Here is a 22,068-nt window from a genome sequence, read left to right on the forward strand (position 1 = left end):
GGCTGCCGACCGGCAACAGGGAGAAGCGCCGTAGAGCGCCGGTTAGTGACCACCCGGCAGTCAGCCCCGTTCGTCGAGTCACATCGCTGCCAAGCTGAGGAGAACCGTTGTCGCTCAACGTTGTTGGAGCTGAGTTCTTCGTCGGGATCGATTGGGCCTCGGCCACCCACGCGGTCTGTGTCCAGAACAGCGCCGGGCGGCGGGTCGCCGCGTTCACCGTGGAGCACACCGCCGTCGGTCTTGCCGGGCTGCTGCGCCGCCTGGCCGGTCTCGGGCACCCCGAGGCCATGCCGATCGGGATCGAACGACCCGACGGTCGGCTCGTCGACATCCTCCTGGAGGCCGGACACCCTGTGGTGCCGGTCAAACCCAACGCGATCAAAACCTGGCGGGACGGCGAAGTGTTGTCCGGCGCCAAGTCCGACGCGGGCGATGCGGAAGTCATCGCCGAGTACCTGCGGTTGCGGCACCACCGGCTGCAGCTGGCCACCCCGTACACGGCGCAGACGAAGGCGCTGCGCACCGTGACCCGGACCCGCGGGGACCTGGTCGACATGCGCGTCGCGGCCACCAACCAGCTCACCGCGCTGCTGGACACGCACTGGCCCGGCGCCGTGGCCGTCTTCGCCGACGTCGAGTCCCCGATCGCCCTGGACTTCCTGACCCGTTACCCGACCGCCCGCCACGCAGCGCACCTCGGCGCGAAACGCCTCACCGCGTTCTGCGTCAAACACGGCTACTCCGGCCGGCGCACCGGCGAGCAGCTCCTCGCCCGGCTGCGCGCCGCCCCAGCGGGGACTACCGACGAAGTCCTGTGCGAGGCCGTCCGCGACGCGGTGACCGCCCTCGTCACCGTCCTGCGCGCGGTCGTGGCCGCGTTGAAAACGCTCAGCCGCAGTGTCGTCGCCACACTCGGCGAACACCCGGACGCCGAGATCTTCACATCGCTGCCAAGGTCTGGTCAGATCAACGCCGCGCAGATCCTCGCCGAGTGGGGCGACTCCCGCGAAGCCTACGCCGGACCCGACTCCATCGCCGCGCTCGCCGGTGTCACCCCGGTGACCAAGGAATCCGGCAAACACCGAGCCGTGCACTTCAGATGGGCGTGCAACAAACGCTTCCGCGTCGCGGTCACCACCTTCGCCGACAACAGCCGCCACGACAGCGACTGGGCAGCAAGGGTCTACGCCGCCGCCTGCGCCCGCGGCCTGGACCACCCACACGCCATCCGCGTCCTCGCCCGAGCCTGGATCCGCGTCATCTGGCGCTGCTGGACCGACCAGACGCCATACAACCCCGACCGGCACGGCAACGCTGTACGACTGAACCAACCCACACAAACCACGTTGGTCGCTGCCTGAGGTTGACACAGGGAGTGTCATGCCGCCACCTCCGCTGCGCTCCGGCGACGGTCTGCCCTGAAGCCTGCGGTCATGACTGGTCCCCCGTGAGCAGGTGCTGTGCCGTCTCTTCGCTCATCGCCTCGATCTCGGCGATGAGCAGCGCTTCGACGGCCGCGGCGAACCCTGCGACCGTGCGGTGGGTGAACAGGGTGCGGATCGGCACGGTCAGCTCGACGGCGGCGCGGATGCGGGCGACCATGCGGGTCGCGAGCAGCGAGTGCCCGCCGAGGTCGAAGAAGTCGTCGAACGCGCCGACCTTCTCCACGCCGAGGACCTCGGCCCAGACCCCGGCGACGAGGTCCTCGGCGTCGGTGCGGGGCGCGACCCAGCCGGTCGCCGAGCGGACCTCCGGGTCGGGCAGGGCGGTCTTGTCGAGCTTGCCGTTGACGGTGAGCGGCAGCGCGTCCAGGGCGACGATCGCGTTCGGCACCAGGTGCGCCGGCAGTGTCGTGGCGAGCGCCTGCCGCAGCGCGGCGGGGTCGAGGCCCGCCGGGACGACGTACCCGATGAGGGCGTCGGAGCGGGCGACGACGGCGGCCTGCCCCACGCCCGGCAGTGCGAGGAGCGCGGCGGTCACCTCGCCGGGTTCGATGCGGTAGCCGCGGACCTTGACCTGCTCGTCGAGGCGGCCGAGGAACTCCAGCTGCCCGTCGGGCCGCCAACGGACGCGGTCGCCGGTGCGGTACCGCCGGGCCCCGGGCGGCCCGTCCGGGTCGGGTTCGAAGGCGGCGGCGGTCCGCCCAGGCCGGCCGAGGTAACCGTGGGCGACGCCGGCGCCGCCGACGCGCAGCTCTCCGGGGACTCCGGGCGGCACCGGGCGGCCGTGCCGGTCGGTGACGGCGACCGTGGTGTTCCACAGTGGACGCCCGATCGGCGGCCGGTCGCCGGCGTCGCCGGGGTCGCCGGTCAGGTCGGCGACGGTGGCGATGATGGTGGTCTCGGTCGGGCCGTAGGAGTTGACGAGCCGGACCCGGTCGCCGAACGTGGCCCGCCAGGCCGCGACGGCGGCGCCCTCGACCTGGTCGGCGCCGAGGATGACCAGGCGCAGGCCGTCGGGCCAGCGCACGCCGCCGAGGTCGTCGACCAGGCGGTGCCAGTACGGCGTCGGCAGGTCCAGGACGGTGACCGCCGCACCGGCCGGCGTCGCCAGGAAGTCGGGCAGGTCCGCGTCGGCGAAGACGACGGTGCCGCCCGCGGTCAGGGCGGGCCACAGCTCCTCGGCGTGGGTGTCGAAGCTCAGCGCCGCGAACTGCGCGACGGTGTCGGCGCCGGTGATGCCGTAGCCGTCGCGCATCCAGGCGGCGCGGGCGGCGAGGGCCCGGTGCGGCACCAGGACACCCTTCGGGGTACCGGTGGAGCCGGAGGTGTAGATGACGTAGGCGGTGTCCTCGGCGTCCGGGGCCATCGGGGCGGCGGTGCCGGTCGCGGTCACCGGGACCGTCCGGACCCCGTCGAAGGCCCGGCCCTCCTCGGCGATGACGGCGGTGGCGCCGCTGTCGGCGACCATGAACGCGAGGCGGGCGGCCGGGTACGCGGGGTCCAGCGGCAGGTAGGCGGCGCCGGCCCGCCACGCGGCGAGCATGGCCACGACCGCGTGCGGGCCGCGGGGCAGGCACACGCCGACGATGCGGGGCGGGTCCTGCGCCTCCAGCAGCGCGCCGGCCAGGCTGCCGGACGCCTCCCAGAGCGCGCCGTAGGTCATGGCGTCCAGCGCCGCCTTGGCAGGGTGTTGCGCCACCCGCGCCGCGAGCTCGTCCAGCACGGCACGGGCGGGCGGGGCGGTGGTCGTACCCACGACGTCCAGAAACGAACGGTCGGCTCCGGTGAGGACGGGAAGGTCACGGACGCGGGTGTCGGGGGCGGCGAGCGCGGCACGGAGGAGGACCTCGAAGCGCTCCGCGAGCGCGGCGATCGTGGCGGGGCGGAACAGGTCGCGGCGGTAGCCGAACACGGCGACCAGGTCGTCGCCGGAGCGCCACACGTCGAGCATCACGTCGACCTTGGTCTGGGTGTGGCCGCCGTCGATCTCGACCGCGGTCAGCGGGCCGAACGGCCGCGGCACGCCGTGCCGGTCGCCGTCCTGGCTGTGCACGGTCAGCAGCGTCTGGAACAGCGGGTTGCGCGACAGGTCCCGCTCCACGTGCAGCTCGTCGAGGAGCCGCTCGAACGGCAGGTCCTGGTGCGAGAACGCGCCGAGGGCGGTGCGGCGGGTGGCCCGCAGCAGCTCCCGGAACGTGCCGTCGCCGCGCAGGTCGCCGCGCAGGACGAGGGTGTTGGAGAAGTAGCCGACGAGCGGTTCGAGGTCCGGGTCGTTGCGGCCGGCGACGGGCACGCCGACGCTGACGTCGTCCTGGCCGGTGTGTCGCTGCAGCAGCACCTGGTACGCGGCGAGCAGGACCATGAACGGGCTGACGCGCTGTTCCCGGGCGAACGCGTCCAGGGTCGCCGCGACGGTGATGCGGCGGGTGTGGAACGCGCCGTCGGAGGTCCTCGCCGCCGGTCGCCGCAGGTCCGGCTGGAGTTCCAGCGGGGCGGCGCCGGTGAGCTGCTCCCGCCAGAACGTGGTGTCCTGCTCCGCGCCGCCGTCCCGCTGGGCCTGCGCGAACGCGGCGTAGGTGGTCGGCAGCGGTGGGCCGTCGAAGGTGCCGGCGTAGCGGGCTGCCAGCTCGTCGCGCAGGACGTTGAGCGACCAGCCGTCGGCGACGATGTGGTGCACGACGAGGCTGAGGACGTGCTCGCCGGGCCTGTCCGTGACCTTGACGAGGGTGGCCCGCAGCAGTGGCCCCTCGGCGAGGTCGAACGGTGCGTTGCTGCACTCGGCGAGCCGTGCGTCCAGTTCGGATGCGGTACAGCTGAGCTCGCGCAGTGCCGGTGCCGGGCCGGGGGTCGCGGACGGGCGCCCGTCGGCGGCGGGGAACCGGGTGCGCAGCGTCTCGTGCCGCTCGACCAGGCCCTGCAGCGCGGCGCGCAACGCTTCTGCGTCCAGTTCACCCGTGAGGCGCAGCACCAGCGGGATGTTGTACGAGGCGTCGCCCGGGTCGAGCTGGTCCAAGAACCAGAGTCGTTCCTGACCGAAAGACAATACTCCCGACACGAGTCCCCCTCTCGTCGGCGTGACCAACGGTAAGGTACGAGTCGATGCCTCAACTGTCAACAATCCTTACGATTAACCCCGGCATGCGCGTCCACGCCCCGCCTGCGTAGCGGTGCGTATCATGCCGGTAACGCCCCGACGGGAGGCCTCATGCTCACTGGCGACCTCGTGCTCATCCACGGATTCTGGTCATCGACGCGCACCTGGGACCGCCTCGCGCGGCTGGTGGAGTCCGATGCCGACCTTGCCGGCGTGCGGGTCGACCGGTTCGGCTACGAGTCGCCGAAGGTGCGCCTGCCGCTGTCGCCGACCCGCATCCCCGACTACGACGACATCGCGCACTCCCTGCGCAGCCACCTCGCGCTGCTGGACCCCGCCCGGCCCCTCGTGATCGTCACCCACAGTCAGGGCGGGCTCATCCTGCAACGGCACCTCGCCTGGATGGTCCACGAGGGCCGCGCCCGCGAGCTCGCCCGCATCCGCGCGATCGTCCTGCTCGCCTGCCCGAACGAGGGCTCCGAGTATCTCGGCACGATCCGCCGGGCGCTCGGCTTCGGCCGGCACCCGCAGGCCGCCCAGCTCGCCACGCTGGTCGCGGACGCCACCGAGGCCCGGCGGACGTTCCTGCGCTCGGTGGTCAACGCCCGGGCCGCCACCGATCGGGACTGCCCGATCCCGGTGCACGCGTACGCCGGCCGCACCGACAACGTGGTCACCCGGGCGTCGGCGCAGAGCGTGTTCCCGAACGTCGGCTCGCTGCCGGGTGACCACTCCTCGATCCTCGACCCGCAGTTCCCGGGCAGCCTCACCTTCCCGACCCTTCGGACCCACGTCATCGAGGCGCTGTCCGCCACCGCTGCCGGGCCTGCGCCTGCTGCGGGGGCCGCGGCGGCGCCTTCATCCGGTGCGACGCCCGCTTCATCCGGTCCGTCGACCTCGAAGTACAGGATCAACATCGAGGGTGCGCAGGGCGTGCATATCGGGGACGGCAACACGCAGACGAACACGTTCGGCGCGCCACCGCGGTGAACGGCCCGCAGCGCCCGGAGGTGTCCGTCACCGCCGGGCCGCGTCCTCGGCGACGACCACCCCGACGCGCTCCTCACCTGCGAGAACCTCGAAGCAGCCAGGGAGCGGCCCTCCCATGATGAGCGCTCCACTCCCCCGTCCGCCGGTGCCGGCGCATCGTGAATGCAGGCGACGCCATCCGCGTCGTGTTCGCAACGGTGGGAGACACTCATGCAGTACCGCACCCTCGGCCGGACCGGCATCAAGGTCAGCCCCTACGCGCTCGGCGCCATGATGTTCGGCAAGGCGGCCGGCGTCGGCAACGCCGACCACGACGACTCGATCCGCATCATCCACAAGGCCCTCGACGCCGGATCGACACCGCCGACGTGTACTCCTACGGCGAGTCCGAGCAGATCGTCGGCAAGGCACTCAAGGGCCGCCGCGCCAGCGTCGTGGTCGCCACCAAGTTCGGCCGCCCGATGAGCGAGGACCCCAACCAGCAGGGCACCTCACGGCGCTGGATCATGGCGGCGGTCGAGCAGTCGCTGCGCCGGTTGCAGACCGACTACATCGACCTGTACCAGATCCACCGCCTCGACCCGGGCACCGACGTCGAGGAGACACTGTCCGCGCTCACCGACCTGGTCCGCAGCGGCAAGGTCCGCGCGATCGGCTCGTCCACGACCCCGGCGTCTGAGATCGTCGATGCCCAGTGGGTCGCCGAGCGCCGCGGCCTGGAGCGGTTCCGCGCCGAGCAGCCGCCGTACTCGATCCTCAACCGCGGCATCGAGGCCGAGGTCCTGCCGCTCGCCCAGCGCTACGGCATGGGCGTGCTCGTCTGGGGCCCGCTCGCCCAGGGCACGCTCACCGGCCGCATCCGCAAGGGCGCGGAGACCGACCTGCGCCGCACCGCCTTCTTCAAGCACATCAGCGACGAACGCCGCCTCGACACGGTCGAGAAGCTGATTCCCGTCGCCGACAAGGCCGGCCTGCCGCTGACGCACCTCGCCATAGCGTTCGCGATCGCCCATCCCGGCGTGACCAGCGCCCTGCTCGGCGCACGCACCATGGAGCAGCTCGACGACCTGCTCGCCGCCGTCGACGTCACCCTGACCGACGAGATCCTCGACCAGATCGACGAGATCGTCCCGCCGGGCACGGACGTCGGCGCACTCGACCAGGCGTACGTACCCCCGGCGCTGCTGGTCCCGCACCTGCGCCGCCGGCCGGCCGAGTCACGCTCCGCCGCCTGAACACCGCACCGGCATCGATCATCTCCTGTGTCCGGCCTATGCTTCGGCAGAGGATTGTCGATGGATGATGGAGGGGCCGTGGCCGAGCCGATGGACACCGGGCGGGCGCATCCCGCTCGTGTGTACGACTTCCTGCTCGGCGGCAAGGACAACTTCGCCGCCGACCGGGAGGCCGCCGCCGCCGGGCTCAAGGTCAATCCCAACGCCGCCACGGCGCCGTTGCAGAATCGGGCGTTTCTGCGGCGGGTGGTGCGGTTCCTGGCCGCCGAGGCAGGCATCCGGCAGTTCCTCGACATCGGCACCGGCCTGCCCACCTCGCCCAACGTCCACGAGGTCGCTCAGGCGGTGGACCCGGCCGCCAGGATCGTCTACGTGGACAACGACCCGATCGTGCTGACCCACGCCAGGGCACTGCTGACGAGCGAGCCGGAGGGGCGCACGGCGTACGTCGACGCCAACCTGCACCACGTCGACCAGATCCTGGCCGCGCCCGACCTTCGCGGCACCCTCGACCTCGACCGGCCCGTCGCGGTGCTGCTGCTGGCGATCCTGCACTTCTTCGACGACGATCACGACCCGTATGCGATCGTCGAACGGCTGACGGCGGCCCTGCCCAGCGGCAGTTACCTCGTGGTCTCGCACATCACCGCGGACTACGAGCCGGAGCAGTGGGCACGGTTCACCGAGATCATGCGCCGCCAGGGCATCACCACCCGGCTGCGCTCGCAGCCGGAGGTGGCCCGGTTCTTCACCGGCCTGGACGTCGTCGAGCCCGGTGTCGTGCCGATCCTGCAGTGGCGGCCCGAGCAGGAGGCGCAGCTGAGCGACGCGCAGGCCGCGCTCTACGGCGGTGTCGGCCGCAAACCCTGAGCGCGGCCCGGGCGCCTTACTCGTTGGGGTACACGAGACCGATCTGGCGACGGATCTCATCGAGGGTCTGCATGATCGACAGGGTTTCGCCGAGGGGCAGCAGCGGCGACTCGGTCGCTCCGGCCGTGAGCAGGTCCGCGAAGTGCGCGGCCTGATAGACGAGGCCCTCGTGGCCGGCGACGGAGCCCGGCGCGGTCGCCTGCGTGTCGCCCGCCAGGTCGGTGAAGCGCACGGACTGCGGCTGGTAGAACGGGCCGGCGATCTCGACCCGGCCGGCGGTGCCGGAGATGCTGGCCGTGGTCGGCGACGCGGCCGTCTGGGTCGTGGAGATGATCCCGTGCGCGCGCCCGGTCCGCAGCACCGCGGAGACCTGGGCGTCGACGCCGGTGTTCGTCATGGTGCCGGTCGCCTGGATCTCCTCGGGTGCGCCGAGGACGAACGACGTGAACGAGATGGGGTAGATCCCCAGGTCCAGCAGCGCGCCGCCGGCCAGCGCCGGGTTGAGCAGCCGGTGCGCCGGCTCCAGCTCGAAGTGCTGGCCGTGGTCGCTGATGACCGTCTGCACCTCGCCGAGGACGCCGTCGGCGATCAGCTGCCGCACGACGTCGTAGTGCGGCAGGAAGCGGCTCCACATCGCCTCCATCAGCAGCAGCCCCGACCCACGGGCCAGGTCGATGAGCGACGACGCCTGCGACGCGTTCTGCGTGAATGCCTTCTCGACGAGGACCGGCTTGCCGGCGAGCAGCGCCAGCCGGGTCTGCTCGAAGTGGTGGCTGTGCGGCGACGCGACGTAGACGGCGTCGATGTCGTGATCGGCGACGAGCGCCTCGTAGGAGCCGTACGCCCGCTCGACGCCATGGCGCGCGGCGAACTCCTTGGCACGGTCCGCCGAGCTGGACCCGACCGCGACCACTCTGGACTTCGAGTGCCGGTGGAGCGCGCCCGCGAACTGCCCCGCGATCCACCCCGGCGCGATGATGCCCCACTTGATGGGCGGTGCATCCGAGGGGTCGGCGATTCGCGTGGCGGGCAGAGAAGTCATGTTCGTCCTTCGAGTTGGCTGTTCAGGTGCTCACGGCGAAGGTACACCGCGCAGCCCGCTCACCCGTCAGAACGACTCCGGCAACGGCGGCCTCAGCTGGCGGCCCGGTGCAGGTCCTCCCGGCCGACGCGCAGCTCGACCACATCACCCGACACGCCGCTGACCTGGTTGCCGCCCGCGTAGGCGTCGTTGGACAGGAACCCGGCCCCGTCGATGCGCAGATAGCCGGTGGCCATCAGGTGCTCCGTGATACCGGCGATGGTGTCCGGGCGCACGTCGGTCCCGGACGCCTGGACAGCGCTCACCGTGCCGACCTGTTCCCCGGCCGGGTCGACGACCCGCATCCCTACCTGGACGAGGGGCAGAGCGTCCACGTTCCCCACTGGCGTGCCTGGTTGCATGCTGAGACGGTGCCCAGACGGGCTGAAACGAAACGTCTGCGGTCGCACCGTCGGGGCGGCGACGCCGGCGGCCGACGGGCCACCCCTCAAGAAAGTCGCACTCGGCGACCTCGAAGGCCGCAAAGTCGGGCCGATCGGCGGTTGACGTCGCCAGGGCGCGTTTCTTGACGGGCAGTCGCGTCCGAATCGAAGGGAAACCGGTTCACCAATGAGCACCGTCTCGCTGGGCCAGATCATCGTATTGCTGGCGCTGATCGTGCTGATCATCGTGGTGGTGCGGCTCCTCCGGCGCAGTCAGCGCCGGTCCGTGGCGCGGACCCCGGCACGGCCACCGGCCGTGGTGAACCGGCCCGTGCCGCCTGCGCCGACGGTCTCCACGCCTCCCGCGCCTCGGGTACCGGCCGCGCCGGTGTCCGCACCACCGGAGGCCGCGTTCCCCGTTTCCGGGGCGTTGTCCGCCGCCGCGCCGCAGGCGCCGTTGCCGGTCTCGGCACCGCCTGCGGCGTCGCCGGTCACCGCGCCGCCGCGCGAGCCGATACCTGCGGCGGTATTCGAGCCGGCCCCTGGTCGCCGGCGCCACCGTCCGTGGGCGGCGGCATGCCGGAGCCGGGCGGGCCGCATGTGGGCATCGACTTCGGGACCTCGAACACGGCCGCCGTGCTCCGCACCGCCGACGGCCGGCGCCTGCCGCTGCTCTTCGACGGCTCGCCGCTGCTGCCCTCGGCCGTTTTCGCCGAGGCGGACGGCCGCATCGCCGTCGGGCGCGACGCGCTGCACCTGGCCCGCACCGCGCCGGAGCGGTTCGAGCCCGCGCCGAAGCGCTGCATCGACGACGGGCATCTGCTGCTCGGCGACCGTGAGTTCGCTGTTACCGACCTGATCGCCGCGGTGCTGACCCGGGTCCTGGACGAAGCGCGGCGGACGCTGGACGGGGTCACGCCCCCGGTCACCATCACCCACCCCGCCGCGTGGGGCCCGACCCGCCGCGAGACGCTCGTCGCCGCCGCGACCCGGGCCGGCGCCCCGGCGGTCGACCTGCTGCCCGAACCCGTCGCCGCGGCCCGCTTCCTGACCCGCCTTCACGGTGCGTCGGTGGGACCGGACGTCGCGATCGTGGTGTACGACTTCGGCGCCGGCACGTTCGATGCCACGGTCCTGGTGCACCGCGACGGGGGCTTCGACGTGGCCGCGGCCGAGGGTCTGACGGACACCGGCGGCCGCGACGTCGATGCCGCGTTGCTGCGCCACATCGCCGCTGTCCACGCCGGGCGCGACCCCGGGGCCTGGGCACGCCTGGAGCATCCCGCCACGCCCGCCGACCGCCGCGCTCGCTGGACGCTGCTCGAGGACGTTCGCACCGCGAAGGAGATGCTGTCGCGGGCGCCCTCGACACTGATTCAGGTCCCGCTGTACGACGACGAGATGCTTGTGACTCGCGAGCAGTTCGAGGCCGTGGTCGCTCCGATCGTCGAGCGCACCGTGGCCGCGACCAAGTCCGCGCTGTGGGCCGCAGGCCCGGCCGCGGCCCGCCCGGGCACGGTGTTCCTGGTCGGCGGCTCCAGCCGGATCCCGTTGGCCAGCACCGCGCTGCACCGCGCGATCGCGGTGGCTCCGACGACGCTGGAGCGTCCCGAAACGGTCGTGGCCGAGGGCGCACTCGTCGCGGTCCGCTGACTCTCGGGCGACGAGCGGACGGCGCGGCAGGACCGCGGTCGCGGCCCTGCCGTCGTCACGAGGTCACCTGGTGGCCGAGGTGTCCTGCCAGACCGAGATGCGGCGCACGATGGCGATGCCGAGGATCGCGGCGAGGATGCCGGCGCCGCCGGTGACCACCGCGAGGAACGCCGGGGTGTACACCGTGGTCACGGACGCGGCGGTCCCCGTGGCGGCGTGCACGGTGGTTTCGGTGTAGCTGAGGAAGGTCACCAGCAGCGTCGTCCACCACAGGTTGACGAGCTGGACCGAGGACCACGCCTTCTCCGGGTAGGAGCGGGTGTAGACCTCCTTGACCACCTGGCCGGGGATGACGAGGTTCGCCACGGGGATGAACCAGCCGGCGATCACCCAGGGCTTGCGCCACTCGAGGGGGTTGTTGCGACGGCGGAAGTTGTCGTGGGCCAGGTACAGCCAGACGATGAACACGACCAGGGTGAGCACCCGGGCGGCGGTGACGACCTGCAGGCCGAGCTCGCCCTCGATGGACCAGCCGAAGCCGAACGCGGCCCGCTGCGCGACGACCTCCCCGGCGACGTCCCCGGGGGCCTACAAGGCTTCGGGCGATGAAGAACGCATGGGCCAGTCCGGCGACCACCAGGGCGCCGACGGCCACCCAGCCGATCGTCTGCAATCTATGGGGTTGCGCATTGCGCGTTTCGCTCATGCCTCGGGGAGCTTAGGTGCCAGCGGCACGGGTCCATGTTCATGGTCAACTATCGGACTGCAACCGATCTTGTACCGCGGGCGTGCAACCGGTCAGGTCCCGGGTTGGTCCACGCGGCCGGTCAGCGGGATGCGGGCGAGAGGCTCATGCCAGCGGTACTGGCTGCGCGCCGGGTCCTGGATGACGTCGAGCAGCCACACCGCCGCGACGCTCAGCCGCGTGCGGGACGGGCGGACCGTCCGGCGCAGGTGGCCCTGCACCTCGCCGGAGTCATCGTCGCCGGCCGCGTACGCGAGGCTGATGTGCGGGACGTCCGGGTCGTAGCGCAGGCCGTCGTCGCCGAACACCGCGCCGATCGCGGCCCGGACCCCCGAGCCGAGCACCGCGAACGGCTCGCCCGGCAGGTCCTGGTCCAGGTCGAGCACGACGCCGGAGCGGGTCGCCAGGACCGAACCTGCGGTTGCGGTGAACGGGGCGAGGCCGCCGACCCGCTCGCGCAGCGCGTCGACCAGCGCCGCCCGCTGGGCGTCGGTGACGTCGTCACCCGCCCGGCCGGTCACCATCTGCATCGTGGCGTGCAGCCACTGGTCGGGCACGACCGACAGCGCCGGGTACCGCGACATGACGGCCCGGCTCTGCCCCACCAGCCGTCGCAGGTCCGGGTCGGCGTCCAGGTCCGGCAGGACGTACACGTGCCAGCGGGTGCGCTCCGGCCAGGTCCGCTCGGCGGTGATGAACCGTTGCATGCCCATCACGGTAGTGGTGGCGGTGTGCAGGTCCGGCGCACATACCGTGCACACCGTCGCCCGGACGCGATTGCGGCCCTACCGTCGCCTGGTATGCAGGTAGTGGATGTACTGGTCGTCGGCGCGGGTCTGGCGGGGCTGCACACGGCGCGGTTGCTCGCGGGGCAGGGCCTGGACGTGATGGTGGTTGACCGGCGCAGGTCGTTGTCGGCGGGGATCCGGACGACCGGGATCTTCGTGCGCCGCACCCTCGACGACTTCGACGTGCCCGGGCACCTGCTCGGGCCCGGGGTCCGCGACGTGCTGCTCTACCCGCCGTCGCGGCGCTCACCGATCCGGCTCACCAGCGACCGCGACGAATACCGCGTGGCCGACATGGCGGGAGTCTACGAGCACGCACGCCACGCGGCGCAGACGGCCGGGGCGCGAGTCCTGCTTGGCGTGCGGTACGCCGGTGTCACGGCCGGTGTGGTCCGCTTCGAGGGTGCGGAGCCGCTGCGTGCCCGGTTCATCGTCGGCGCGGACGGCGCCCGTTCCCGCGTGGCCCGCGACCTCGGCCTGGACGTCAACCGCCGGATGCTCGTCGGCGCCGAGCTCATCCATCCGGTCGCGTCAGGCACCACGACGCCGGCGTTCCATTGTGTACTGGATCCCCGCGTCGCCCCCGGGTACCTGGGCTGGGTGATCGACGACGGCCGGCACGCGCACGTCGGCATCGCGGGATACCCGGGTGCGATGCGGGCCGGCGTCCGGCACCTGCTGGAGACGTTCGCCGCCGACGCCCCGGGCCGCGCACCGTCGACCGGCCCGATCGAGCGGCGCGGCGGTCCGATCCCGGTCGGTGGCGTGCTGCGCCGCTTGGCGTGCCCGGCCGGCCTGCTCGTCGGCGACGCGGCCGGCGCGGTGTCGCCGCTGACCGCCGGCGGCCTGGACCCCTGCCTGCGCATGTCGGAGCTCGCCGCCACCGTCACCGCCGGATACCTGCGCACCGGCGACGAGCACCTGCTGCGCCGCTACGACGGCAACACCTTCCGCGCCCGCTTCCGTGGGCGGCTGCTGCTGCGCCGGGTGTTCGCCGGCATCCGCTCCCCCGTCGCGGCCGAGGCGGCGGTCGCCGTGCTCCGCGGCGGGACCGGCCGCGCGCTCGCCGCCCGGGTCCTGTTCGGCGACGGCTCGTTCCCCGACGTCGACCCACGCCCCGCCGGCCCGCCACTCGGCCACGCACTCCGGTGACACCCGTGCCGTGGCGGCATGGATCCGTGTGTCTGCGGCTGCGTGGCTGACCCGATCAAGGCCGACAATCTCGCCGAAACCACTCCCCGGCCCACAAAGGCCGCAGGGTGGGCACGGGCATGCTGTGACGGTGGTCGGCGCGTATCTTCTTCGATGTGGGCGGCGGCGATCGAGGGGGCATCACATGACGGCCGGCGTTGCTGGCGGGGACGGCATTCTCGACCCGGGCGGGGCGATGGACCGCATCGCCGCGTGGCGGGGGCAGATCGACAAGCTGGCCGCGGACACCAAGGCGATGAGCGAGCGCCTGCAGGAGCTGCGGGTGAGCGCCACCGACCCCAACGGGCTGGTCGAGGTCACGGTCGACTCGACCGGCGCGCTGGTCGACCTTCGGCTGGGCCAGCGGATCCAGCGGGTGGACCCGGACGTGGTCGCCAGGACCATCATGGCGACGATCCAGGAGGCCAGGGGGGTCCTGGCGGGCAGGGCGCAGGAGATCCTCGCCGAGACCGTCGGGACCGACTCGCCCGCCGGGCGGGCCGTCGCCGAGCGCATCGGCCGGCAGCTCCAGGGGCCCGAGCCGGACCGCTTCGGCGGATGGGAGCGCTGAGATGGGCGAATACGACAGTTCCAGCGTCGACACCGGGCAGCTGCGGACCCACGCACGCAACATCGAGACGATCAACGCGCGGTTCGGCGCGGTCAAGGCGGCCAGCGCGCACATCGCGCAGGACGACGCGGCGTACGGGCTGCTGTGCGGGTGGATGGCCGGCATCCTCGAGGGGCGGCACACCCGGCAGGACGAGCTGATCGCGTACGCGGAGGAGAACCTGACCCTGATCGCGGCGCAGCTGCGCAAGACCGCCTACGCCTACGACGGTGTGGAGGCGGACAACAAGCAGCTGATCGGCAAGGCCCACCGCGTGATGGACGCGGGCGGATGACGGACGGCTCGCTGATCGCCGGCGTCGACTCGACCCGGGAGGTGTGGACGGGCATCGGGCTGGCCGACAGCTTCGAGGGTCTCGTCGACGCGATCCGCAGCGAGGGGTGGGTCGACGACCTGCTGGCGGGTGCCGCGTTCGGCCTCGAGGTCGCCGCGACCGTGATGGACCCGTTCAGCGCGCTGCTGGCCAGCGGGATCGGCTGGGCGATGGAGTACTTCGAGCCGCTGCGGCAGATCCTGGACGCGCTCACCGGCATGCCGGACGTGGTCGCCTCGCACGCCGCCACCTGGGACAACATGGCGGCCGAGCTGCAGAGCATGGCGAAGGACCTGCAGGCCCGCCTGGCCGCGGACATGCCCGACTGGCACGGGCCGGCCGAGCTGTCGTACCAGACGCTCATGATCAACAACGTGGACGGCATCGACGCGCTCAGCGGGATCTCGGCCGCGATGGCCTCGGCCACGCAGGGCGCCGGGAACCTGGTGGCGTTCACCCGCGACCTGGTGCGGGACCTGATCGCCGACCTGGTGGCGCGGGTGATCGTGTGGGCGGTCGAGGCGATCTTCGTGGTCACGATCCCGGTCATCGCCATGCAGATCGCGGCCGCCGTCGTGAAGTGGGCTGCGCGCATCCTCAGCTACACCTCGGCCCTCGTAACCAGCCTGACCAACCTGTCGCGCCTGGTCAACGGGTAGCGGCCGTGGCGAAACCGAAGAAACCCAAGGGCGGCGACGACGGCACCGGCGGCGGGTCCGGGCCGCGGCGGCACCGCACCGGCGACGCGCCCCAGAACGTCCCCAGGGCGCAGGACATCGCCGGGGAGACGCTGGGCGACGGCCGCCTCGGCGGGGGCGGCAACCGCGGCGGCAACCAGGGCGGCGGCGCCCGGCGCAACCCCAACGTGCCGGAGGGGTTCCGCGACTTCCAGGACTTCCAGCAGTACTCGACCCGGGTCCGCGACCGGATGCGGGAGCAGTACCCGGACCTGGACATGGGCTTCCAGGGCAGCGCGGTCACCGGTCGCAGCGCGGACAGCGGCGCGCCGTTCGACCAGGGCCGCACCAGCGACTACGACCTCGCCGTGTCCGGTGAGTCGATCTACGCCGCGGCACGCGAGCGCGGGATCACCTTCCGCGGCGACGGCGTGTCCACCGGCCCTCTGAGCGAGGCCGACCTGCACGCGCTGGGCCTGGACGGCATCGTCGCCGACGCGTCCGCGGATGCCGGGCGGCCGGTGCACCTGATGATCTTCAGGACGATGGACGACGCGGTCGCTCGCCGGCCGACCATCAGGGTATGGTTCTGACCGGTTCGGGCCACAGCACCGGCCCACGGCGAAACGGGAAGTGGATTGCCAGCCATCTATGACGTGTACGGGTTCGGCGCTGACGACCTCGGCGGTGAGCCGGATGGGCTCGCCGAGGTGCTGGGCGTCGTGTGGGAGCCGCACGACAGCGACTATCTCGGCCCCCATCTCGTCGCGTCGGGGCAGCCCCTCGGCGGTGGCCGGCTGGTGCTGCAGTCCAACGACCTGCACGACAGCGACGGCGGCTATCTCCAGCTGCCGGACTTCCCCCTCGCGCGGTTCCTGCTGTTCGTCAACAAGGTCCCCGACGCCGACGGCGTGCGGGCACGGCTCACCGCCCGGCCGCAGTGGAAGTTCCTGCAGCGCCGGGTGCTGGACTGAGCGATGCGGCTGCTCGACGGGCGACCTGAGCGGCTGGCCACGATCCCCTATCAGGCCGCCGGTCCCGGTGGCGGCACCCAGCACGTCCAGCTGCCGGTCGACCGGCTGTACGTCGACGCGCTGCCGGCCGGCTGCCGCGCGCTGATCGCCACCGGAGACCTGCAGGGTGTCGCGGCGTCACCGTTCGGCGGCGCGCCGGGCCTGCTCGGCATCGCGTTCGCCGACTACCTCACGGTGTGGGCCGACGGCGGGCTGCTGCCCCCGCCGGACGAGGTCGGGGTGCTGCTGACCGGCGACCTGTACTCCGCCCCCGCCGCCGACGTGCGTGGCGCGTCCGGCGCCGTCGCCGACGTGTGGCTGGCGTTCGCCGCGGCGGGCTGCCGGGTCGTCCTCGGCGTCGCCGGCAACCACGACGAGGTGACCAAGGCCCAGGTCGCCGAGCTCGGCCCCGACCTGGCCCTGCTCGACGGCGACCGGCGCGCGTACGGCGGCCGCACCTTCGCCGGCGTCGGCGGGGTGATCGGCGACCCGGGCCGGCCGATGCGGCGTACCGAGAAGGACTTCCTGACCCTCGTGAAGAAGGTCGCGGCGGCGCCGACGGACGTGCTGCTGCTGCACGAGGGCCCGGCCGGCACCACCCCGGACCAGCTGGGCAACGCCGCCGTGCGGGGCCTTCTGGAGCGCCGTGCCCCGGCCCTCACCCTCTGCGGCCACGTGCACTGGGACCACCCGGCGGCGAGGCTCGGCGACGGGCACGTCATCAACGTCGACGCCCGCGCGGTGGTGCTGACCGCCGGGGCGACGACGGGTGCTCCAGGACCCGGGCGACCGTCGTCAGGAGCTGCTGGGCACTGACCGGCTTGGTGAGCAGCGTCGCGCCCGCCGGGATGGTGCTGCGGGTCGCCAGGACCGTCTCGGTGTACCCGGACAGGTAGACGACCGGCAGGCCGGCATGGGTCTCGTGCAGGGCGGCGGCCAGGGCCGGGCCGTGCATGTCGGGCAGGATCACGTCGGTGAGCAGCAGGTCGACGCCCGGGCGGGTCGCGGCGAGCCGCTGGGCGTCGGCGACGGAGGCCGCCGACAGGACCGTGTAGCCGTCGCGGAGCAGGATGCGCTCGGTGATCGCGCGGAGGCTGTCGTCGTCCTCGACGAGCAGGATCGTCTCGCCGCCGCCGGGCCGGTGCCGCTCCTCGGGCGCCGTGTCCGGTTCGGCGGCGGCGTCGACGGCCGGGAGCAGCGCGGTGATGGTGGTGCCGTGGCCGAGCTCGGAGTAGATCTGGGCGTGGCCGCCGGCCTGGGTGATGATGCCGTAGATGGTGGCCAGCCCCAGGCCGGTGCCGTGGCCCTTGGGTTTGGTGGTGAAGAACGGCTCGAAGGCCCGCTCCAGGGTGGCTCTGCTCATGCCGGTCCCGGTGTCGCTGACCCGCAGCCGCATGAACCGGCCGGTGCGCGCGCCGGGGTGCTGGGCGGCGTAGTGCTCGTCGACGGTGACCGGTGCGGTCTCGACGGTGAGGGTACCGCCGCCCGGCATCGCGTCGCGGGCGTTGACCGCGAGGTTGACCAGCACCTGTTCGAGCCGGCCGGGGTCGGCCCGGACCGGCCACGGCCGGTCGGTGAGGTGCGTGACGACGGTGATGTCCTCGCCGACGGCGCGCCGCAGCAGCGTGTCGAGGTCGGTGACGATGCTGTTGAGGTCCAGGGTGCGCGCCTCCGGCGCCGGGTCGGCCCGGGCGAAGGACAGCAGCTGCCGGGTGAGCGCGGTCGCGCGGTCGCCGGCGGCGACGATCTCGGTGAGGTCGGCGTGCAGGGTGCGCCAGGTGGGGTCCGCGGCGGCGGCCGGCTCGAGGTCGGCGGCGGCCATGCCCGCGTAGCCGTTGATGATGCCGATGAGGTTGTTGAAGTCGTGCGCGACACCGGCGGCGAGCTGGCCGAGGCTCTCCAGCCGGTCCGACTGCCGCAGCCGCCGCTGCAGGTGCTCACGCTCGGTGACGTCGGTGATGACGGCGCAGCGGACCTTCCGCCCGGCGAACGACGTCAGGTAGGACGTGACACTCACCTCGGTGATCGTGCCGTCGTGCTTGACGTGACGCTGCGCCCGGTCGCGTTCTACCGGCGTGGCCGCCGCGAAGCCGGTGGTCACCGCCTCCACGTCCTCGGGCGGGCAGAGGCCGGTGAACCGCATCGCCAGGAATGCGTCGCGCGGCCGGCCGTGGTACGCCACCGCGGCGTCGTTGGCGGCGATGATGTCGAGGGTGCCGGGGTCGAACAGCACGATCGGGTACGGGCTGGCGTCGAACATCTGCCGGTAGTTGCGCTCGTGCTCCCAGGCGGACTCCTCGGCGCGGCGGCGCTCCTGCAGCTCCCGGTCGACGGTGGCCAGCAGCGCGGTGAACTCCTCGCCGAGCTCGGCGACCTCCCGCGGACCGGTGACGGTGACGGTGGTGTCCAGATTGCCGGAGGCGGTGGCGGTGCGCACCGCGGTGCGCAGGTTGCCGATCGGCCCGGTGACGCGCCGCTGCACCACCAGCGTGGCCAGCAGCCCCGCGAGCAGTCCCAGGGCCACGACCGCCGCCTGGCGCCGGGCCACGCGGTCGGCGGCGGCTAGGGCCGCCGACCGGTCTGCCCCGGCGAACAACTGCCAGCCGAGGCCGGCGACGGCCGCCCGTCCGTAGAGCCGGTGCAGTCCGGTCACGTCGACGCCGGTACCGCCGCCGCCGGCCACCGTGAAGCGGCTGTCGCGCACGCTGGTGTCCGCCCAGCGCCGGCCGTCGGGCCACCGCGTCAGCACGGTCGCGCGGTCCCCGGTGGTGATCACGAACTCGAGGTGGCGGGACCCACCGAACAGCTTGCCCACCGCCGCGCCCAACGTGACCAGGTCGACGAAGGCCACCACCAGACCCAGCTCCGGGATCACGGCGGTGATCAGCGCGGCGGGCCGCCCGGTGCGGTCGTCCACCGCCGGCGCCACGGTGTGCGGTGCGCGCGCCGCGCCGGGCAGCCAGGCGGCCTTCGCATAGGCACCCACCTCCCGGGTGTCCACCGGTGGCCTGGACGAGCACACGACGGTCCCGTCGGGGCGCAGGACGTCCACGTGCCCGTCGTCCGCGCCGCCGAGGGAGAACGTCAACCGGCAGGAGGCCGGGTCCGCGAACACCTGCCCCACGGCGGGGTTGGCGGCGAGAGACTCGACGGTGCCGCGCACGACGGTGAGGCTGTCGTCGATCTGCCGCGCCGCCAGACCGGCCGCCACGGACGCGTCCTGCCGCGCCATGGATACGGCGTCGTGGCGGGCCTGCAGCCAGCCGGAGCAGATGCCCGCCCCGGCCGCGGCCACGAACAGCACCAGCAGACAGACCAGATACGACCGCAACGGCCATCGCCGGCGGCCGGTCGGCGCCGGGGTCCGCGTGCTCATGTGGCGGCCACCTTCCCGGCTTGGCTGCCGAGCCACCACCGACCAGGTCGGCAGCCGATCACCCGCCGGCCGGCGGGTGATCTCCCTCGACCGTACGCCGCCGGTCGGGCCGGGGCCGGGCACTCGGCGCATTCGGGGGGTGCCGGGACGGCCGGGTTGCCCGTCGAGGCGCCGCGCCCGCGCGGATCAGTGGCGGTCCTCCTGGGCGTACCGGTCCAGGGTGGTGGCATACATCCGTGACACCAGCCGCCCCGTCGGACCGTGATGGAGCAGGAACAGCAGAGGCCGCTGCAATGCGCGCGCATTGGTGCTCGTCCACTCGACGTGCAGCCGGCTGCCTCCGCCGGCCCCCGGCGCGATCCGCACGAATCCGTCGCCGCCGCCCCCGTAGCTGCTCTCCACGACCGTCCAGCTGATGACCGCGGGGTCCGACCAGTCGTAGCGGGCGACCACCCAGAACGGCGAGCCGGGAGTGCTCTCCCGCGCGACCGCCCACGTGTCGCCGTGCTCGCGCAGCTCGTACTTCTTCGCATCGAGGGTGCGGCTCCAGACCTGCGCCCGGCGCTCGCTGAAGTCCGTGAAGGCCCGGCGCACCTGCTCGGGTGAGGCCTTCGTTTCGACGTCGAACCGCATCCCTCCATCGGAGCACACCCGCCCCGGGCCGTCCAGACGCGCTACCCGCCGGCATGAGCTGTGCGGGTCCCGGCGCGCTCCATCACGTCGTGGACCGCGGCACGGACGCACTGGCGCAGCCAGCGGTGGCCGCCGTCGCTGTCGTAGCGGGGGTGCCACGCCTACGCGAGGTCCCTGGCGGTGGTGGCGGCCGGCCTGGGCCTGTGCGCCCCGGCGCTGACCGGCGGCATCCTGGCCGGCCTCCCGGCCGAGCGGGCCGGGCTGGGGTCCGGCCTCAACTCCGCGGCCCGGGAGATCGGCGCGGCGCTGGGCGTCGCGGTCGTCGGCACGGTGCTCAACAGCCACGGCGGCCTGGCCGGCGGCATGTCGCCGGGCTACCGGGTCCTCGCAGGGGTGCTGCTGGTCCTCATCGTCCCCGTCGTGCTCTGGTGGCGCCCACCGGCGCACCGGCCCACGGCCACGCAACCCGTGCCCGCGGGAGCCGGCGCTACCGTCGACGGTGGATGATCGGAGGACCCGCAGTGCACGCTGTGATCGCCGCCCCCTCGACGCTGGGGCTGCAGACCGACGGGGTGGCCGGGCTGCCCGACGCGTTGCTCGCGGCGGGTCTCGGGTCGCTGCTCGGCGCCCGGATCGCCGGGCGGGTCGAGCCGCCGCCGCGCGCCGCTGGCGTCGACCCGGTCACCGGGGTCCGCAACGCCGCCGGCGTCGCCGCCTACGCGCGCCGGCTCGCGGTGGCGGTCGGGGAGGTCCTCGACCGGGGCGAGTTCCCTGTCGTGCTCGGCGGTGACTGCTCGATCCTGCTCGGCAGTCTCCTGGCGCTGCGCCGTCGGGGACGGCACGGGCTGCTGTTCCTGGACGGGCACGCCGACTTCTACCAGCCGGACACCGATCCCGAGTCGGAGGCGGCGTCGATGGAGCTGGCGTTCGCGACCGGTCGCGGGCCCGCGCTGCTCTCCGGCCTCCACGACGAAGGGCCGCTGGTCCACGACGAGGACGTGGCGGCCTTCGGCATGCGCGACGCGGCGGAGCAGGCGGCCGCGGGCTGTGCGCCACCGCCGGCCGGGCTGCGGTCGTGGGACCTCGACCAGGCACGGCACACCGGCGTGGCGCGGGCCGCCGCCGAGGCCGTGCGGCACGTCGCCCGGCCCGACCTCGACGGGTTCTGGGTGCACGTCGACGCCGACGTCGTCGACGACGCACTCATGCCGGCCGTCGACTACCGCCTCGCCGGCGGGCTGAGCTGGGAGGAGCTGGGCACCGTCCTGGCCACCGCGATGGGCAGCGGCCGCGCGGTCGGCTTCGAGGTCACCATCTACAACCCGGAGCTCGACCCGGACGGCACCGCCGGCCGCGCCCTCGCCGCCACCATCGGCCACGCTTTGGGCGCCACCACCGCTATGTGACATGTAGACACGTTGTAGGTTGACCGGGCGGGCCCCAGCCGGGGCCCGCCGACCCACATACCGGGGCGAGGACCGTGGACATCAGTGCCGGGCTGGTCAGGCGGATGGTCTGGCTGATCCAGAGGACGCTCGAACAGGAGCACACCGTCGCGCAGGTGCGGCGGCGGGCGGCGCAACCGCCCGTCGACGTCGACACGGCGCTGGACGCCAACCTGCTGCGCACCGCCGCCTGGCTGCTGACCCTGCTGCTGACCGTGCCCGTGGTGTTCGTGTACAGCCTGGTCGACGGCCTCCTGCCGGACACCGCCGCGGACGTCGGATGGACCGTCATCATGGGCCTGCTCGCCGGTTGCGCGCTGCTGGGGGTCGGGCACGCGGTGCGGGCCGCCATCACCGGAAAGACCGACGACGAGCAGTGGGCGGCCCGGCGCCGGTGGATCGCGCCCGGCAACGTCGACGTGGTGGTCGTGCTCCTGGTGGTCCTGGCCGGGATCGTCGTCAGCCGGCTGTGAACCGGCGGCTCCGCATCAGTGCCGGTGCTCGGCCC

At 73.1% G+C, this 22,068-nt stretch carries 22 protein-coding genes and 1 pseudogene; 15 read left to right on the top strand and 8 right to left on the bottom strand.

Annotated features, from left to right (window positions below; genetic code table 11):
* Positions 1 to 107 precede the first annotated feature (107 nt).
* Entirely contained in the window at positions 108 to 1,361 is a 1,254-nt protein-coding gene (locus OHA72_RS42575) for an IS110 family RNA-guided transposase (protein WP_327001770.1), read from the top strand.
* A 70-nt stretch (positions 1,362 to 1,431) separates the two neighbouring features.
* Here the strand turns inward: OHA72_RS42575 and OHA72_RS42580 are convergent, their stop codons facing one another.
* Positions 1,432 to 4,455, bottom strand: coding sequence for a non-ribosomal peptide synthetase (locus OHA72_RS42580; RefSeq protein ID WP_327001771.1), 3,024 nt, complete (start codon positions 4,453 to 4,455; stop codon positions 1,432 to 1,434).
* 192 nt (positions 4,456 to 4,647) lie between these two features.
* Between OHA72_RS42580 and OHA72_RS42585 the strand changes: the two genes are divergently transcribed.
* From OHA72_RS42585 to OHA72_RS42595, 3 genes and pseudogenes are all read left to right on the top strand, one after another.
* Complete coding sequence (locus OHA72_RS42585; protein WP_327001772.1) at positions 4,648 to 5,526, top strand: esterase/lipase family protein; 879 nt, start codon at positions 4,648 to 4,650, stop codon at positions 5,524 to 5,526.
* Positions 5,527 to 5,736: 210 nt separating this feature from the next.
* A pseudogene (locus OHA72_RS42590) lies at positions 5,737 to 6,761 on the top strand (aldo/keto reductase).
* Between the two features lie 60 nt (positions 6,762 to 6,821).
* Positions 6,822 to 7,631 carry an SAM-dependent methyltransferase gene (locus OHA72_RS42595; protein WP_327001773.1) on the top strand — a complete coding sequence of 270 codons (810 nt, stop codon included), beginning with the start codon at positions 6,822 to 6,824 and terminating at the stop codon, positions 7,629 to 7,631.
* Positions 7,632 to 7,647: 16 nt separating this feature from the next.
* On the opposite strand, the gene OHA72_RS42600 is transcribed toward OHA72_RS42595, so the two are convergent.
* The 3 genes from OHA72_RS42600 to OHA72_RS42610 all read right to left on the bottom strand — a co-directional run bounded on the left by OHA72_RS42600 (position 7,648) and on the right by OHA72_RS42610 (position 9,590).
* Positions 7,648 to 8,673 (bottom strand): Gfo/Idh/MocA family protein, encoded by a 1,026-nt coding sequence (locus OHA72_RS42600; protein WP_327001774.1) that lies wholly within the window; start codon positions 8,671 to 8,673, stop codon positions 7,648 to 7,650.
* 92 nt (positions 8,674 to 8,765) lie between these two features.
* The gene (locus OHA72_RS42605) at positions 8,766 to 9,047 is read right to left on the bottom strand and encodes a hypothetical protein (RefSeq protein WP_327001775.1); all 282 of its coding nucleotides are present in this window, start codon (positions 9,045 to 9,047) and stop codon (positions 8,766 to 8,768) included.
* A gap of 321 nt (positions 9,048 to 9,368) precedes the next feature.
* Complete coding sequence (locus OHA72_RS42610; protein WP_327001776.1) at positions 9,369 to 9,590, bottom strand: hypothetical protein; 222 nt, start codon at positions 9,588 to 9,590, stop codon at positions 9,369 to 9,371.
* An 81-nt stretch (positions 9,591 to 9,671) separates the two neighbouring features.
* Here OHA72_RS42610 and OHA72_RS42615 point away from each other — a divergent pair, with 81 nt between their 5' ends.
* Positions 9,672 to 10,748 (top strand): Hsp70 family protein, encoded by a 1,077-nt coding sequence (locus OHA72_RS42615; RefSeq protein ID WP_327001777.1) that lies wholly within the window; start codon positions 9,672 to 9,674, stop codon positions 10,746 to 10,748.
* A gap of 63 nt (positions 10,749 to 10,811) precedes the next feature.
* Here the strand turns inward: OHA72_RS42615 and OHA72_RS42620 are convergent, their stop codons facing one another.
* Positions 10,812 to 11,231: a DUF4328 domain-containing protein gene (locus tag OHA72_RS42620; protein WP_327001778.1), complete on the bottom strand. Its 420-nt coding sequence runs from the start codon at positions 11,229 to 11,231 to the stop codon at positions 10,812 to 10,814.
* Positions 11,232 to 11,546: 315 nt separating this feature from the next.
* Positions 11,547 to 12,200: a 2'-5' RNA ligase family protein gene (locus OHA72_RS42625; RefSeq protein ID WP_327001779.1), complete on the bottom strand. Its 654-nt coding sequence runs from the start codon at positions 12,198 to 12,200 to the stop codon at positions 11,547 to 11,549.
* 93 nt (positions 12,201 to 12,293) lie between these two features.
* Between OHA72_RS42625 and OHA72_RS42630 the strand changes: the two genes are divergently transcribed.
* The 7 genes from OHA72_RS42630 (at position 12,294) to OHA72_RS42660 (ending at position 16,922) form a co-directional block, all read left to right on the top strand.
* A complete protein-coding gene (locus tag OHA72_RS42630) occupies positions 12,294 to 13,433 on the top strand; it encodes an NAD(P)/FAD-dependent oxidoreductase (RefSeq protein ID WP_327001780.1) in 1,140 nt (379 codons plus the stop codon).
* Between the two features lie 184 nt (positions 13,434 to 13,617).
* Complete coding sequence (locus tag OHA72_RS42635) at positions 13,618 to 14,043, top strand: YbaB/EbfC family nucleoid-associated protein (protein ID WP_327001781.1); 426 nt, start codon at positions 13,618 to 13,620, stop codon at positions 14,041 to 14,043.
* A gap of 1 nt (position 14,044) precedes the next feature.
* Positions 14,045 to 14,377 (top strand): type VII secretion target, encoded by a 333-nt coding sequence (locus OHA72_RS42640; protein ID WP_327001782.1) that lies wholly within the window; start codon positions 14,045 to 14,047, stop codon positions 14,375 to 14,377.
* A complete protein-coding gene (locus OHA72_RS42645) occupies positions 14,374 to 15,075 on the top strand; it encodes a WXG100 family type VII secretion target (RefSeq protein WP_327001783.1) in 702 nt (233 codons plus the stop codon). The genes OHA72_RS42640 and OHA72_RS42645 overlap by 4 nt, the downstream gene beginning before the upstream one ends.
* 5 nt (positions 15,076 to 15,080) lie before the next feature.
* Complete coding sequence (locus OHA72_RS42650; RefSeq protein WP_327001784.1) at positions 15,081 to 15,686, top strand: hypothetical protein; 606 nt, start codon at positions 15,081 to 15,083, stop codon at positions 15,684 to 15,686.
* A 45-nt stretch (positions 15,687 to 15,731) separates the two neighbouring features.
* Complete coding sequence (locus OHA72_RS42655; RefSeq protein ID WP_327001785.1) at positions 15,732 to 16,067, top strand: hypothetical protein; 336 nt, start codon at positions 15,732 to 15,734, stop codon at positions 16,065 to 16,067.
* A gap of 3 nt (positions 16,068 to 16,070) precedes the next feature.
* Positions 16,071 to 16,922 (top strand): metallophosphoesterase family protein, encoded by an 852-nt coding sequence (locus tag OHA72_RS42660; protein WP_327001786.1) that lies wholly within the window; start codon positions 16,071 to 16,073, stop codon positions 16,920 to 16,922.
* On the opposite strand, the gene OHA72_RS42665 is transcribed toward OHA72_RS42660, so the two are convergent.
* Complete coding sequence (locus OHA72_RS42665) at positions 16,828 to 19,482, bottom strand: ATP-binding protein (protein ID WP_327001788.1); 2,655 nt, start codon at positions 19,480 to 19,482, stop codon at positions 16,828 to 16,830. The two genes, OHA72_RS42660 and OHA72_RS42665, sit on opposite strands and share 95 nt — an antisense overlap.
* Before the next feature lie 186 nt (positions 19,483 to 19,668).
* Entirely contained in the window at positions 19,669 to 20,115 is a 447-nt protein-coding gene (locus tag OHA72_RS42670) for an SRPBCC family protein (RefSeq protein ID WP_327001789.1), read from the bottom strand.
* A gap of 180 nt (positions 20,116 to 20,295) precedes the next feature.
* Between OHA72_RS42670 and OHA72_RS42675 the strand changes: the two genes are divergently transcribed.
* From OHA72_RS42675 to OHA72_RS42685, 3 genes are all read left to right on the top strand, one after another.
* Positions 20,296 to 20,622 (top strand): hypothetical protein, encoded by a 327-nt coding sequence (locus tag OHA72_RS42675; RefSeq protein ID WP_327001790.1) that lies wholly within the window; start codon positions 20,296 to 20,298, stop codon positions 20,620 to 20,622.
* 14 nt (positions 20,623 to 20,636) lie between these two features.
* Entirely contained in the window at positions 20,637 to 21,521 is an 885-nt protein-coding gene (locus tag OHA72_RS42680; protein ID WP_327001791.1) for an arginase family protein, read from the top strand.
* A gap of 74 nt (positions 21,522 to 21,595) precedes the next feature.
* Positions 21,596 to 22,033 carry a hypothetical protein gene (locus OHA72_RS42685; protein ID WP_327001792.1) on the top strand — a complete coding sequence of 146 codons (438 nt, stop codon included), beginning with the start codon at positions 21,596 to 21,598 and terminating at the stop codon, positions 22,031 to 22,033.
* Positions 22,034 to 22,068: the final 35 nt, after the last annotated feature.

Origin of the sequence: Dactylosporangium sp. NBC_01737 (assembly GCF_035963215.1) — a bacterium.
Lineage (GTDB): Bacteria > Actinomycetota > Actinomycetes > Mycobacteriales > Micromonosporaceae > Dactylosporangium.